The organism is Nocardia sp. NPDC046763, from assembly GCF_040645495.1.
Classification (GTDB): Bacteria; Actinomycetota; Actinomycetes; order Mycobacteriales; family Mycobacteriaceae; genus Nocardia.
Window position 1 is genome coordinate 412,837 of sequence record NZ_JBEYYI010000002.1, and the last position, 15,630, is coordinate 428,466.

Sequence of the window (15,630 nt, forward strand, 5' to 3'; positions counted from 1 at the left end):
CGCGCAGCCCACGCTCATTCCGGCGCTGGGTCCGGAGGTCCGTCCCAACTGAGACTTCCGGCCAAACGACCCTAATCAGCCCTAAGAAGTAGGTGTGGTTCCGTTGTGGCCCGGGACTCCGTCCCGGGTTGCGGCTAGCCTGGGGGCGACCTCTTGCCCCTGGACAGATATAGGAAGCGAATTGATGCACGGTACCCGTGGAAAGGTATTCGGCGTGGTGGCCGCCATCGCCGCCGCCGGACTGCTCGCCGCCTGCGGTAGCAATGACTCGACCGCCAAGAGCACGCCCACGCTGACCACCACCAAGACCACGGCCGCCGCGCCCGCCACCCCGGGCGACGCGACGCCGTCCACCGATCAGCAGGCTCCGCAGGCCGCGCCGGATGCCGGGACCCCCAGCTCCACGGTCGAGCGCCCGGCGCCGGTGCCGAGCCAGTTCATCACCACCCCGAACGGCTCCCCGGCGCTGTCGGACAAGGAGAAGAGCTTCCTCGACGACCTGAAGAAGGCCGGTATCACCCCGGGTTCCCCGGACATCGCCATCACCGCGGCCAATCTGGTGTGCCAGGGTAAGTCGGAGAACGCCCCGCAGGATCAGATCATCACCTACGTGACCGCGATCGCCGGTTCCGATCCGTCCTTCGATCCGTCCAAGATGACGGTCGAGCAGGCGGGCAAGATCTACTACGACGTCGCCTCGAAGAGCTACTGCAACAAGTGACGACGCGACGCCGAATCGGACAACGCCGGTCGCGGCCGGTGGGTTGCATGCTGCTCGTCATCGCCGCGATCGTGATCGTGGTCGTGGTGGCGCTGCTGCTGTGGTACCTGCTGGCCGGGCGGCTGCGGCTGCCCGGCCCCAAGCCGCCGGCCCCGCCCCGTCCGAGTTCGCAACCGGCCGCCTGCCCGGACGTGCTCATGCTGTCCGTGCCGGGCACCTGGGAGTCGAACAGCAACGACGACCCCTACAACCCGGCCGCGAACCCGGCGTCGCTGATGTTGAACATCTCCAATCCGATTCGGGCCAAGTTCCCCGATGAGCGGGTCGAGGTCTACACCGTCCCGTACGTCGCCCAGTTCTCCAACCCGGTCGCCATTCCGCCGGACGGGCAGTCCTCCTACAACAACAGCCGTTCCGAGGGCGCCAAGCGCGCCACCGACAAGCTCGCGCAGACCGCCGCCCAATGTCCGCTCACCACTTACGTTCTGGCGGGTTTCTCGCAGGGCGCGGTGATCGTCGGCGATATCGCCGCGCAGATCGGCGCCGGCAAGGGCCCGGTGGCCGAGGACCTGGTGCTGGGCGTGACCACCATTGCCGACGGCCGCCGCGATGTCGGCGATGCGGGCGACGCCACCGAGATCGGCCCGACCCCGCCCGGGGTCGGCGCGGAGGTGGCGCTCAAGGGCCTGAACGTCCCCGGCATCACCATGACGGGACAGCGCGGCGGCTACGGCAAGCTCACCGGCCGCACCTTCACCATCTGTGCCGCAGGCGATTTGATCTGCGATTCCCCTCGCCAGGCGCTGAGCCCGAGCAATATCCTCGGCAGCCTGAACATCCTGGTCCGCGCCGCGGGCAATCCGGTGCACAGCCTCTACAACGGCTACCAGGTGGACGACAACGGCACCACCGCCACCGAGTGGACGGTGAACTGGGCGTCCGGTCTCATCGAAAACGCTCCGCACCCGGCACATACGTAAGCATTCGCTCAGGCTTCCTCATGTGAGGGCAGCCACCCTTTACGGGTAGGCCTGCTCCACACCGAGCCAGTCAGGAGCGGGGCCTTCGGGAAGTGGCTTCGCACCCGCTATTTCGCGGATCACCAGGCTGTTCGCGGCCCGCCTCGGTCTGGACTGCGGCTTGATAGACCTCCGCCTTGGAGCGGGGGAGCGAAGCGGAGGAGGGAAGACCGAGGTACCGGCTCCATAGACCTGCGCCTTGGGCCGCGAACCCCGCCCGGAGCGCAGCGGAGGGCAATCAGACACAGCCCCCCCAGTTTCAGGGTCACCCGGTAAAGTGCTCCGGGTTGCGACACTGCCGAGACCCGGTGCGTGCGGCAACTCACATCCAGTCCTAATTGTGTCCTACGTGGGGCGCTCCCCACCCATTTGGAGGCATTCGCACCGGTGAAGCACTAGTCCAGAGGTGTGAGCTGGGAGATGTTCGGCCGCTCCGAAGCATGGCCGGGCAGCTCCTCTGTAACATGTCCCTGGTTTGAGAACATCTAGCCATTAGACGGTCACCGCGCAGACCGCAACACAATTCTGCAGGTTGGCTCTCGCATGGAGCTCCCGCGGGCGAAGAGAGTCGGGGCCTCACAGGTAACAGCGGCAATGCATGCCGTCTCATGCCGCGTGTGCCTCGGAGGAGAAGAAGGAATGGACGAGACTTTCGACGATTACCTCGACGAAACGGGGAACATCACGATTCCCGAGGGACGCACCCTCGTCGACTACGTCGAGAAGCACACTCACGGTAACGACGCCAATGACTTGGCCTACCGCTACATCGACTACTCACGCGAGCGCGACGGTGAGTACCAGGACCTCACTTGGAGTCAGTTCGGTACGCGGCTGCGCGCGGTGGCCGCCCGACTGCAGCAGGTGACCAAGCGGGGCGATCGGGTCGCGATCCTGGCTCCGCAGGGCCTGGATTACGTCATCTCCTTCTTCGCCGCTATCTACGCGGGCACTATCTCTGTGCCGCTGTTCGATCCGGACGAGCCGGGCCACACCGATCGCCTGCATGCGGTCCTCGGTGACTGCACGCCCTCCGCGATCCTGACGGCGAGCTCCTCCGCCGCCGGTGTCCGCCAGTTCTTCCGGTCGCTGCCCGCGGCCCAGCGTCCGCGCATCATCGCCGTCGACGCGATTCCCGACAGCGTCGGGGAGTCCTGGATCCGCCCCGACATCGTGGTCGACGACATCGCCTACCTGCAGTACACCTCCGGCTCCACCCGAGTGCCCGCCGGTGTCGAGATCACCCACCGCGGTGTCGGCACCAATGTGCTGCAGATGGTGAATGCGCTTGATCTGAACGAGAATTCGCGCGGCGTGACCTGGCTGCCGCTGTACCACGACATGGGTCTGCTGACGGTGATCCTGCCCGCCGTGGGCGGCAAGTACATCACCATCATGTCCCCGGCCTCGTTCGTGCGCCGGCCCTCGCGCTGGATCAACGAGCTGGCCGCGGTGTCCGACGGCGCCGGAACCTTCGCCGCCGCACCGAACTTCGCCTTCGAGCACGCCGCCGTGCGCGGTCTGCCCAAGCCGGGCGAGTCGCTGGACCTGTCGAACGTGCTCGGTCTGATCAACGGCTCCGAGCCGGTGACCACCACGTCGATGAAGATGTTCAACGAGGCGTTCGCCCCGTACGGCCTGCCCAAGACCGCCATCAAGCCGTGTTACGGCATGGCCGAGGCCACCCTGTTCGTGTCGGCCACCCGGCACGAGGACGAGGCCAAGGTCATCTACGTGGACCGGCTCGAGCTCAATGCCGGTCGCGTGAAGAAGGTCGAGCAGGGCGCGGAGAACTCCATCGCCCAGGTGTCCTGCGGTTACATCGCGCTGTCGCAGTGGGCGGCCATCGTGGACGGCGACTCCATCGACTCTCCGGATGGCGCGCGTGAGCTGCCCGACGGGCACGTCGGCGAGATCTGGCTGCACGGCAACAACATCGGTATCGGCTACTGGGGCCGCGCCGAGGAGACCCAGAAGACCTTCCGTAACCAGCTCGCGCATCGACTGTCCGAGGACAGCCACGCGGAGGGTGTGCCGACCGACGGCATCTGGCTGCGCACCGGTGACTACGGCGTCTACGTGGACGGCGAGCTCTACATCACCGGCCGCGTCAAGGACCTGGTCATCGTGGACGGCCGCAACCACTACCCGCAGGATCTCGAGTACTCCGCCCAGGAGGCCTCGACCATGCTGCGCCCCGGTTTCATGGCCGCCTTCGCGGTGCCCGCCAACCAGCTGCCCGCCGAAGTCTTTGCGCAGGACAGCCATTCGGGCCTGAAGTACGACGCCGACGACGCCAGTGAGCAGCTGGTCATCGTGGCCGAGCGCGGCCCGGGCGCGGGCAAGGCCGATCCGGGTCCCATCGCGGACGCGGTCCGCGCGGCCATCTCGTCCCGGCACGGCGTCACCGCGCGTGACATCCTCCTCGTTCCGGCCGGTTCGATCCCGCGTACCTCCAGCGGCAAGATCGCGCGTCGCGCCTGCAAGGCGGAGTACATCGGAGGCACGCTGCGTGGTGGTTACACGCAGCAGGCCTTCCCCGATGCACCAGACGAGGAGTGAGACGACCGTCTCGAAGTTGGATGGCGCGAGCCCGTTCGGTTCGCGCCATTCATGCATGAAAGGTAGTGCCGTTCCGGCACGCGAAGACAGAGCCGTTCGGGCAGGGAACGGCGAGAGTCCCGATAACACCGCCGCGCACCGTGAGCAGACAGGTAGCTTGAGGAACTGATGGCTGAGAACGAGGGCACGGACCCCACCCAGACGACCGAGAACGCACCGGCGGCCGATGGTGCGGCCACGCAGAAACCTGCGGCGGCCGACATGTCGGTGACGGACCTGCGGGAATGGCTGCGCCGCTGGGTCGCCGATGCGACCGGGCAGCCGATCGAGAACATCACCGTGGACCGGCCGATGGAGGAGTTCGGCCTGGCCTCGCGCGATGGCCTCGCACTCGGCGGCGATATCGAGGAGCTGACGGGGGTCATACTGAACCCGACCATCGTCTTTCAGCACCCGACCATCGCCTCGCTGGCCGAGCGAATCATCAATGGGGAGCCCGACCTTCCGGCCGAGGCGGCCGACGACTCGTTCTACACCCAGGTTTTACAGCCCGGCGAGGCGCACGATGTCGCCATCGTCGGGCTGTCCACCCGGCTACCGGGTGCGGGCGATACGCCCGAATCCACCTGGGAGTTCCTGATCAATCGCGGTGACGCGATTCGCGACCTACCCGAGGGCCGTTGGGACGAGTTCAAGGGTGATCCCCGGCTTGCGGAGGCTATCGAGAAGGCCAACACCCTGGGCGGCTACCTGGACCAGGACGTCATCAAGGGCTTCGACGCGGAGTTCTTCGCGATGTCTCCGGTCGAGGTCGAGCGCGTCGACCCGCAGCAGCGGCTCATGATGGAGCTGACCTGGGAAGCCTTGGAGCACGCCAGGATTCCGGCCAACGAGCTCAAGGGCAAGCCGGTCGGCATGTTCGTCGGCACCTCGACAAATGACTTCAGCTTCATCGTCGCGGGTGCGGCGGGCGGTCCGCGCGATCCGAATGTGCCCATTTCGGCCGAGGGCTACGGGCTGATGGGCTCGTCCACGGCCATCATTCCCAACCGGGTCTCCTACTTCTACGACTTCCGCGGACCATCCGTGGCCGTCGATACCGCCTGCTCGTCCACCCTCGTAGCGGTGCACGAGGCGGTGCGCTCGCTGCGGAGCGGTGATTCCGATCTGGCGCTCGCCGGTGGCGTGAACCTGATCATCGCTCCGGTGGCGACGCTCGGTTTCGAAGTCAATGGCGTCTTCGCGAAGAACGGCCGCCTCAAGGCGTTCTCGAAGGACGCCGACGGGTTCATCCGCTCGGAGGGCGCGGGCCTGATCGTGCTCAAGCGCCTGGCCGACGCCGAGCGGGATGGCGACAACATCCTCGCGGTGATCAAGGGTTCGGCGGTCAACAGCGACGGTCGCTCCAACGGCCTGCTGGCTCCGAACCCGGATGCGCAGGCCGAGGTGCTGCGCCGCGCGTACAGGGATGCCGGTATCGCCCCGTCCACCGTCGACTACATCGAGGCGCACGGCACCGGCACCCTGCTGGGCGACCCGATCGAGGCGGATGCGCTCGGTCGGGTGATCGGTCGGGGCCGTGATGACGACAAGCCCGCCCTACTGGGTTCGGCGAAGTCCAACTTCGGTCACATCGAGTCCGGCGCCGGCGCGGCCAGCCTGGCCAAGGTGATCATGGCGTTGCAGAACAACGTCATTCCTCCGACGGTCAACTTCGCCGGACCGAACCCCTTCATTCAGTGGGATCAGGCGCACCTCCAGGTTGTCGACCAGCCCACCGAATTCCCGCGCTACAGCGGCACCGCCACCATCGGCGTCTCCGGCTTCGGCTTCGGTGGCACCAACGCGCACGTGGTCATTCAGGAGTACGTGCCGGCCGTCGCCGCAGCGGAGGTTCCCGAGACCACCGACCTCGACAATGAGACCACCGACGTGGTCGCCGAGGCCGAGGCCATCACCGAAACCGTTGCGCCGGAACCGGAGTGGGGCAATCGCGAAGAGCCGATGCCGCTGATCCTCCCGGTGTCGGGCTACCTGCCCTCGCGGCGCAAGCGTGCCGCCAAGGACCTGGCCGACTGGCTGGAATCCGAAGCGGGACAGGCGACTCCGCTCGAGGATGTGGCCCGCACCCTGGCCAAGCGCAACCACGGCCGTTCGCGCGGCGTGGTCGTGGCCAAGACCCATGACGAGGCCATCGCGGGCCTGCGGGCCATCGCCGAGGGCAAGCCGGGCAATGGCGTCTGGACCGCCGATTCCCCCGCCGCCAAGGGCGCGCTGTGGGTGATGGCCGGTTTCGGCGCGCAGCACCGGAAGATGGGCAAGCAGCTCTACACCGAGAACTCGATCTTCCGCAAGGCCGTCGATCAGGTCGATGAGCTGGTCATCGACGAGGCCGGGTACTCGGTCAAGGAGATGATCCTCGACGACTCCATGGACTGGGACATCGGCACCAGCCAGGTCGGTACCTTCACCATCCAGGTGGGTCTGGCCTCGATCCTGCGCGCGCACGGCGCCGAGCCCGAGGGCGTGGTCGGCCACTCCCAGGGTGAGGTTGCGGGAGCGTACATTTCGGGCGGTCTGCCGCTCGAGGACGCGGTCCGGGTGATCTGCGCGCGCTCGCGGCTGATGGCCGAGGGTGAGGCCATGCTCACCGACGACCAGGTCCGCAATATGGCGCTGCTGGAGTACTCCGCCGAGGAGATCGCCAAGCTGGTCGAGACCGAGTTCCCCGAGATCGAGGTCGCGGTATACGCCGCGCCCAACAACACGGTGATCGGCGGCATTCCGGACCAGGTGCACGCGATCGTGGCGCGCGCCGAGGCCGAGGGCAAGTTCGCCCGCGTGTTGCAGACCCGCGGCGCGGGCCACACCTCGCAGATGGACATGCTGCTGGGCGAGCTCGCCGCCGAGCTGGCCGGCATCGAGCCCACCAAGCTCAAGCGGGACCTGTACTCGACCGTCCACAAGGACACCGTCTACCGCGCCGGGCACGCGCCCGTGCACGATGTGGACTACTGGGTCATGAACATGCGCGGCTCGGTGTACTTCACCAACGCCATCCGGCAGGCCGTCGACACCGGTATCACCACCTTCCTGGAACTTGCACCGAATTCCGTTGCGCTCATGCAGGTCCTGGGCACCACCTTCGCGGCGGGCGTGCACAATGCGGCACTGATCCCGACCCTCAAGCGCAAGGAGGACGAGGCCGCGGGCGTCATCTCCGCACTGGCGCAGCTGTATGTGCAGGGCCACAAGGTGGACCTGCCCTCGCTGCTGCCCGCCGGTGACTACGCGGCGGCGCCGCGCACCGCATTCCTGCGCAAGCAGTACTGGCCCAAGGTGACCGGTGGCTTCGGCGGCGGCGCGGGCAATGCTCGTGTCCCGGGTGCGCACGTGGCGCTCCCGGACGGCCGCCACGTCTGGGAGGTGCAGGCCCCGGCCGTCACCGACCTGGCCGCACTGGTGAATGCCGCTGCGGCGCAGGTACTCTCGGACGTCACCGTCGGCGCGTCGGTCGCGCACGGCGCGGTCCCCGCCGCGGGCACGCTCACGACCACGCTCACCCCGCACCCGGGCGGCGCGTCGGTCTCGGTGCACGCCAAGGAGGGCAATGCCTTCCGCCCGCTGTTCGACGCGGTCGTCGTCTCCGGCGCGCCGCTGCCGGAATCGGCTGTGGCACAGCCGGTCGCGGTCGTCCAGGCGGCGCCGGCGGTCGAGGTGGCCGAGGCGGCTCCCGGCGAGCGCTGGGATCCGAAGGGCACGCAGACCATCGAGCAGCGCCTGGCCATCATCGTGGCCGAGTCCATGGGCTACGCGGTCGAGGACCTCCCGATGGAGATTCCGCTGATGGAGCTGGGCCTGGATTCGCTCATGGCCATGCGCATCAAGAACCGTGTCGAATACGAATTCGATATTCCGCAGCTGCAGATCCAGGCCGTGCGCGATGCCAGCCTGCTCGAGGTCGGCAAGGTGCTGCGCTATGCCATCGAGCATCGCGATCAGCTCGACGATATCGCCGCGCGGCAGGCCGCCGGCGAGGACATCACCGTCGACGCCGACTTCATCTCCGCCGCGCGGGCCGCCATGGTCGCGGGCGAGGACCCGGCCGCGCTGCTGCCCAAGGCCGAGACCACCGATGTGGTGGCCGAGGCCGAAGAGGTCGTCGCGGAGCCCGAGTCCGCCGCGCCGATCGCCGAGACCGACGCCGACAATGTGCCCCCGCGCAATGGCGAGGAGCGGCTCGCCTTTGCCACCTGGGCGCTGGTGACCGGCAAGACGGCGGGCGGCATCTTCAACCCGCTGCCCGAGATCGACGACGCCACGCTGGAGAAGCTGGTGGCCCGGCTGTCGGAGCGGGTCAAGGCGGAGGTCGATCCGGCCGAGGTGCGGGCCTGCAAGACCATCGAGCAGCTGTCCGAGGTCGTTGTCCGCTACCAGGGCAAGAGCTCCGATCTGGAGGGCTTCGTGCGCACGCTGCGCGCGAAGGAGGCTGGTTCGAATGCGGTGCCGGTCTTCGTGTTCCACGCCTCGGGCGGCAACACCCTGGTGTACGAGCCGCTGCTGAACCGGCTCCCGGCCGGGACCCCGATGTACGGCCTGGAGCGGGTCGAGGGCACCATCGAAGAGCGTGCGCGCCAGTACATTCCGGAGATCCGCAAGCGGCAGCCGGAGGGCCCGTACATTTTCTACGGCTGGTCGCTGGGCGCGGTGTTCGCGTTGAAGGTCGGCGAGATCATGCGCGCCGAGGGTGCGGACGTCCGGCACATCGGCCTGATCGACCTGGCCATTCCGGTCGAGCCTTTCAGCGACACTCCCGACGAGCGGGTGGAGCGGATCCGCCGCTACCAGTCGTTCGCGCAGAAGACCTACGGCTTCAACGGCGAACTCGATCAGGAGCAGCTCGAGGAGCTGGCCGCGGCGTCCGACGCGGAGCAGATCGACATTATCATGGAGTTGCTGAAGTTCGCCGGGGTCGACATCCCGGGCGGCGTGATCGAGCATCAGCGCACCTCGTGGATCGACAGCAAGGAGCTGCAGAAGATCGAGCCGTCGAAGTACGACGGCGCTGTCGCCCTCTATCTCGCCGATCGCTACCACGACGGAATGATCGAGCTGGAACCGCGTTTCGCGGACCGGCGGCCGAACGGCGGCTGGCAGGAACACATTCCGAATCTGGAGATCATCCATATTCCGGGCGATCACATCCAGATCATCGACGAGCCGCGGATCGCCACCATCGGCGCCGATCTCAGCAAGAGACTGTCGGAGATCGCCACCACAACGAAATAGCACCACCGCGACACGGGTTCTGCGAAAGTAGGTTTTGCCGAAAGGAGTTCCCAGTGAGCACCACCGCCGAGAAACTCGCCAGCCTTCGACATAAGCTCGATATCGCGAGGGAACCGGCGGGAGATGCGGGAATCGCCAAGCGGGCACGGAAGGGAATTCCCTCGGCACGCGACCGCATCAATATGCTGCTGGATCGCGGGACTTTCGTGGAAGTCGGTGCGCTGGTGCGCAATCCGGGCGACGCGGGCGCCCTCTTCGGGGATGGCGTGGTCACCGGCCACGGCCTGGTGGAGGGTCGCCCGGTGGCCGTCTTCTCGCACGACCAGACCGTCTACGGCGGTTCGGTCGGCGAGATGTTCGGCCGCAAGGTCGCGGGCATCATGGAATTCGCCGCCAAGGTGGGCTGTCCGGTGGTCGGTATCAACGACTCCGGCGGCGCCCGCGTGCAGGAGGCGGTGACCTCCCTGGCCTGGTACGCCGAGCTGGGCCGGCGTCAGGAACCGTTGTCCGGCTTGGTGCCTCAGATCTCCATGATCCTGGGCAGCTGCGCGGGCGGCGCGGTCTACGCGCCCATCAATACCGACGTGGTGGTGGCCACTCAGGAGGCCTACATGTTCGTCACCGGCCCCAAGGTGATTCGCGAGGTCACCGGCGAGGACGTCAGTCTGGAGGAGCTCGGCGGCGCGAATTCCCAAGCCCAGTACGGCAATATCCACCACGTGGCCAAGAACGAGGCCGCCGCCTTCGAGTGGGTGCGCGACTACCTCGGCTATCTGCCGTCGAGCTGCCAGGAGCTGCCGCCGGTGGTGAATCCCGGTCTGGAACCAGAGATCACCGACACCGATCTGGAGCTCAACGGCATCGTGCCCGACGCCGACAATTCCGGCTACGACATGTACGAGATTCTGCTCCGCATTTTCGACGACGGCGCGTTCCACGAGTTCGGTGAGGCCGCGGGCAAGAACGTCATCTGTGGTTTCTCCCGGGTGGACGGCCGCACCGTCGGGGTGGTGGCCAATCAACCGATGGTCTACGCGGGTGCGCTCGATGCCCGGGCGTCGGACAAGGCCGCCCATTTCGTACGGCTGTGCGACGCGTTCGAAATCCCGCTGGTCTTCGTCGTCGACACGCCGGGCTTCCTACCCGGTGTCGAGCAGGAGAAGATCGGCGTCATCAAGCGCGGCGGCCGGTTCATCTTCTCCTTCGTCGAGGCGACGGTCCCGAAGGTCACCGTGGTCATCCGCAAGTCCTACGGCGGCGGCTATGCCGTCATGGGGTCCAAGCAGCTGGGCGCGGATGTGAATCTGGCCTGGCCCACCGCCCGCATCGCGGTCATGGGTGCGGAGAGCGCGGTCTCGCTCATCGGCGCCAAGACCCTGGCGGCGGCGCCGGAGGAGCAGCGCCCGGCCATGCGCAAGCAGATGATCGACTTCTACAACGCCACGGTCGCGACCCCGTGGGTGGCGGCCGAGCGCGGTTATATCGACGCGGTCATCGAACCGGCGAGCACCCGGCTGGAAATTCGCCGGGCCCTGCACCTGCTGAGAGACAAGAGAATTCCCCAGAACCCCCGTAAACACCACCTGCTTCCGCTGTAATCGGCCGGAACCATTGCAACCCGCCCCACCGTGTGAAACCATCTCATTTCAATTTAGCTCGGCAATGAGAGTTGGGGCGAAGCGCTTATGGCTACCCATCGAATTCGGAACACGCTCATCGGCGGCGCGGCGACCGCCGCCACGGTCATGGCGGTCCTGTCGGCCGCGCCGGCCGCGGACGCACAGGTCACCGGGCTGTCGGCCGGGACCGGGCTGGCGCACATCAATACGACCTACACCCTGACGGCGTCCGTCGGCGGCTCGAACGCGGGCAGCCAGGTGGGTTTCTGGATGGGCAGCCCGTCCGGCGGCGCAGCCGCGTACATGGGCGCCTCTCCGGTGGATTCCACCGGTCACGCGACCTACCAATGGACCCCGACGACGGCGGGTACATACACGCTCATCGCCAGTGACGACGGCAGCAGCACCAGCAGCAACGCCCAGACCATCGGCATCAGCGTCACCGCGGTTCCGGTCGGCGGCATGGGCACCGGCAGCGCCTCGAAGATTCCGATCATCGGCGGTGTGCTGAGCGGCCTGCTGAGCCAGTTCGGCCTCTCCTGATACCGATTCCTTCCGTCTGAAGCCGACCCGTGCCCGGTTCACGGGCGGCTTGCACAGGCGGCTCGCCGATTGCGCTGAATCTATCGGGTGACCCGTATAGATGTGAGAGCCTTCAGCTATGAGTACCTCACCTTTGGCGCTACTCGAAGGCGGGCCGGATGGCCTCGAAACGCGGATCGTCCCGATCACGCCACCGGGCGTCGAGCTGCGAGTGGCGTTCGGGGGCGGGTACGAGCGCTACAGAGTGACGTCACGCTGGCAGGACACTCCGGAGGGGAGTCTGCCCGTCTACGAGTGGGTGGCGCACGTGGACGCCAAGAAATAGCCTGAGCCGCCTCCCCGGGACTTCAACGGGCCGCAAAGAGCCGTCGGCAGTCGGGCACCCGTGCCGGTGGTTGCGAGCCGATCCGATTTTGGTCGTACCCGGCGAGTTACCCGGAACCTCGCGAAATCTGTTGTCGCGTCCCGTACTGACGAACCAGCTGGAAGTGGCCGCCCGCGAAGTCGCGGGCGGCCACCGGTTACGCGTGTCCGGGGTTAAAAAACTCGCATCTTCCCCGGCGACCAGAACCCGGAGCGGGTCACCACGTGGGTGTCGACCTGCGCGGGCTTGGGGAACTTGGCCTTGGCCGGGTCGGACGGATCCGGATAGAACGGCTCGTACTGCTCCAGAGAGCCCCAGTCGCGGGCGTAGTTGTCCTTCAGATAGGTCGGCACCGTCTTGGAGGCCGACAGCATCTCCGCCCAGCCCAGCGGACCACCGAATTCCTCGGCCTGCCAGGTATTGGTGGAGCTGATGGCCAGCGGCCGGTCGGGCAGGATGCGGTACCTGGGCGCCGCGTCCACCACACCGTTGCGGTGATCGAACGGGTGCTGGCACGGGAACTGCAGGCCCACGGCCCAGTCCAGCAGGATGGGCTGGGTGGAGCCCAGATAGCTGTTGAGCGACACCAGCTTCGGCACCCGCGGCGGCGTGAAGGCCAGCCACTGGTCGCCGATCAGCACCCGGCGTTCGGCGTGGATGCGCACCACATTGGCGTCGCCGGGCAGCGCCGAGAACGGGATGCGCAGGTTCCGCCACGAGGGGGCCGGGCCGATGTCCAGCGGACGGTACGACTGGATCTCACCGATGCTGCCGTCCGGATTCCGGTGGGCGTACTCGAGGAACAGATCCTGTCCGTAGGTCATATTGCCGGTGTCGTCGAACGACATGATGCGACCGGCCGCCGAGATGACGATCAGCGGTGTGTCATCCGATCGAGCCGGCAGCTCGTACCAATTCGAGGTGAGCGAGGCGGGCTGCTGCACACCGTCCTGGTAGGCGCCCTGCACCGGGGTGGTGGCCGGATCCAGGCCGAAGGGCAGCGCCACCGTGGAGCCGTTGACGCCCTCTGCGCCCTTGCCGCCTCCGGTACCCGCGTTCTGGCCCTTCTCGAAGGCCGGGCCGACGGTCTGGGTGGAGGTGTTGCCGGTGCCCGGCTTCACCTCGACACTGTCGGCATCCAGCTTGTCGGCGACGCCGTTGGGGGAGAAGCCCTTCGGGTTCTCGCCCGCCAGCGGATCGCCGTTCAGCGGCGGGTGGGCCGGATCGATGATCGGGGTCAGGTTGCCGCCGTTGACATTCCTCTCCACCAGCACGTCATTGGCCAGCCCGCAGGTCTTGCCGGTGAGCGCGTCGATGTTCGAGCGCGCCAGCGAGTACGCCGGGTACTGCTGTACCGCGCCCTTGAGCAGCGACATCACCTCGAAGGCCACCATGAGCGCGGCGACCACGGTGAGCGGGATGGCGGCGAACTTGCGGACCCGCCTGCCGCGCTTGGTCTTCCCGTTCTCCATCGGCTTGGCGTAGCCCTCGCGCAGCGACTGCCAGGCCACCACGGCCAGCGCCAGCCCGAACAGCACCAGCATCAGGGTGTTGGATTGGAAGCCGTGCAAGGAGACGGTCTTGTCGAACCACGGCACGCCGTAGCTGGAGACGTACCAGTAGCCGTTGATGCCGGAGAATGCGACGGCGAGGGTGAAGAGCAGCCCGGCCAGGAACACCGATCGGTTCTTCCGGGAGCGAAGTGCGGTGGCGGACACGGCAACCGCCGTCACCGCTGCCAGTGAACCCGCGATGCCCGCGTACGAACCGAAGTGGTGGGTCCACTTGGTCGGGTTGAACATCATGAAGAAGATGGTTCCGAAGACCACGCCCATGAGCCGCCAGGTCGGCGCGCTCGCGATGCCCGGCACCTGCCGCCGGCGCAGCAGCACCAGCATGGTGGTGATCAGGCACAGGATCATGAGCAGGAATGCGAAGCGGCGCGCCAGCGAGCCGTCCACGGTCTCGACGAAGAGGTAGTAGTAGCGCAGATAGTCCTCGTACCAGGCCAGATTCGGCCCGGTCACCTGCCGCACCCGGTTCGCCTCCATGATTCCAGCGAAGGTCTGATCGGCGAAAACCACCACCAGCACCAGGAATCCGGCCGCCGCGATGGGGGCGAGCAGGGCCAGATCGCCGAACTGCTTGCGCCGCCGCACCACGATCCGCACCAGCGGCCGGATGCCCGCGAGCAGCGCCGCCACACACATCAGACCGGTCGGCGCCGCGGCCAGCGTGAACGCCGCCACCAGCACCGCGACCGCGGCGGGCAGCAGGCGCGAGGTGGCGATGGCGCGCTCGATCGAAACCCAGGTCAGCAGGGCGCCCAGGGCCACGATCGGCTCCGAGCGCAGGCCGTTGTCGTAGGGCAGCCAGAAGGCCAGGAACACCATGCCGCCGGTCCACAGCGCGACCTGGGACTTCGCCACCGCGTTGCCCAGTCGCGGCACCACCTCGCGGCTGATCACCAGCCAGCACAGGATTCCGCAGAGCAGCGCGGGAATTCGCACCCAGGGGCTGGCGGTGGAGACCTCGGCGAAAGCCTGGATGACGTAGTAGTACCAGCCGAACGGCGCCTCGGGCACGCCGAACCAGCGGAAGTAGTTGGCCAGGTAGCCCGCGTGTGGTGCCACCCGCACCATGGTGAGGATGTAGCCGTCGTCGGAGGTGTTGGCGCCCACGAAGTGCCACAGCAGCAGGGTGCCGATGATGCCGCCGTCCGCCCAGGTCGGCTTCAGCCAGTGCGCCGGCAGGATGCGCCGGTGCCCGCGGCCGTCACTGGTGTCCAGCACCGCGAGCGCGCCCATGGCCAGCAGGGTGAGCAGGACCGCGGCGATGATGGCCACCAGCTTGATGACCGTCGGCGAGGAGGAGAATCGGGAGTCCACGGTCATGTGGAATGAAAGGCCCTCCGGCACGCCGCCTTTCATATCGGTGAACACGCCTACCACCTGGGGACGCAGATCGCCGAGCAGGCGGCCGTCGACGGGCACGGTGGCCGGTTCTCGTCCGCCGTCGGCGGTGGGCTTCTCGACGGTGCGGGTGACGCCCTCGAAATTGGCGTAGGTCTGGGTGCTGTCGGAGGTGATGACCAGCTGCGAGCACTGGTTCATCTCGGCGCGGGTGGCGCTGGCCACCACGGCATTGCGGTCCAGCACATCCACGCTCTCGCCGGAGACGCGGACGAACAGGGCCTCCAGGTCCGCGCCTCTGCCCTGCGGCGGCGCTGTTGCCAGCAGGATGCCGCCGCGCGGATCCAATTGCTGGACGGCGGAACACGGGATGGTGGCGTTCGCGTCGATGGGCACCTGCGACATCAGCGCCGCCTGCACCGGATCGAGCGAGCCGCCCTGCGGCCAGCTCACCTCCGCCTGGGTCTGCTGCACCGGCAGGAACGGTGTCGCCAGCGCGAACAGCGCCCCGAGCACGCCCGCGACGATCGCTATGAGCTTCGCGATGCGATAATCGCGCGGTGTCGTGGGGGCGGTCGCCGGGGTATTCGGCTTTGTCAGT

The 15,630-nt window shown here is 67.3% G+C and carries 8 protein-coding genes; 7 read left to right on the plus strand and 1 reads right to left on the minus strand.

The genetic code is table 11. The features are described from left to right. Window positions 1-184 precede the first annotated feature (184 nt). From ABZ909_RS04735 to ABZ909_RS04765, 7 genes are all read left to right on the plus strand, one after another. On the plus strand, window positions 185-721 hold the full coding sequence (locus tag ABZ909_RS04735) for a DUF732 domain-containing protein (protein ID WP_356996239.1): 537 nt from the start codon (window positions 185-187) through the stop codon (window positions 719-721). 47 nt (window positions 722-768) lie between these two features. Beyond that, window positions 769-1,701 (plus strand): cutinase family protein, encoded by a 933-nt coding sequence (locus tag ABZ909_RS04740; RefSeq protein WP_356996240.1) that lies wholly within the window; start codon window positions 769-771, stop codon window positions 1,699-1,701. Window positions 1,702-2,379: 678 nt separating this feature from the next. Further along, window positions 2,380-4,302 carry a long-chain-fatty-acid--AMP ligase FadD32 gene (gene fadD32 / locus ABZ909_RS04745; RefSeq protein WP_356996241.1) on the plus strand — a complete coding sequence of 641 codons (1,923 nt, stop codon included), beginning with the start codon at window positions 2,380-2,382 and terminating at the stop codon, window positions 4,300-4,302. A 168-nt stretch (window positions 4,303-4,470) separates the two neighbouring features. Further along, window positions 4,471-9,591 carry a polyketide synthase Pks13 gene (gene pks13, locus ABZ909_RS04750; protein WP_356996242.1) on the plus strand — a complete coding sequence of 1,707 codons (5,121 nt, stop codon included), beginning with the start codon at window positions 4,471-4,473 and terminating at the stop codon, window positions 9,589-9,591. Window positions 9,592-9,644: 53 nt separating this feature from the next. Continuing rightward, window positions 9,645-11,189 carry an acyl-CoA carboxylase subunit beta gene (locus tag ABZ909_RS04755; protein ID WP_356996243.1) on the plus strand — a complete coding sequence of 515 codons (1,545 nt, stop codon included), beginning with the start codon at window positions 9,645-9,647 and terminating at the stop codon, window positions 11,187-11,189. Window positions 11,190-11,276: 87 nt separating this feature from the next. After that, window positions 11,277-11,753 (plus strand): hypothetical protein, encoded by a 477-nt coding sequence (locus ABZ909_RS04760; RefSeq protein WP_356996244.1) that lies wholly within the window; start codon window positions 11,277-11,279, stop codon window positions 11,751-11,753. A 118-nt stretch (window positions 11,754-11,871) separates the two neighbouring features. Continuing rightward, complete coding sequence (locus ABZ909_RS04765; protein ID WP_356996245.1) at window positions 11,872-12,078, plus strand: DUF5988 family protein; 207 nt, start codon at window positions 11,872-11,874, stop codon at window positions 12,076-12,078. A gap of 212 nt (window positions 12,079-12,290) precedes the next feature. Here ABZ909_RS04765 and ABZ909_RS04770 read toward each other — a convergent pair whose 3' ends face one another. Beyond that, on the minus strand, window positions 12,291-15,629 hold the full coding sequence (locus ABZ909_RS04770) for an arabinosyltransferase domain-containing protein (protein ID WP_356996327.1): 3,339 nt from the start codon (window positions 15,627-15,629) through the stop codon (window positions 12,291-12,293). Window position 15,630 lies beyond the last annotated feature (1 nt).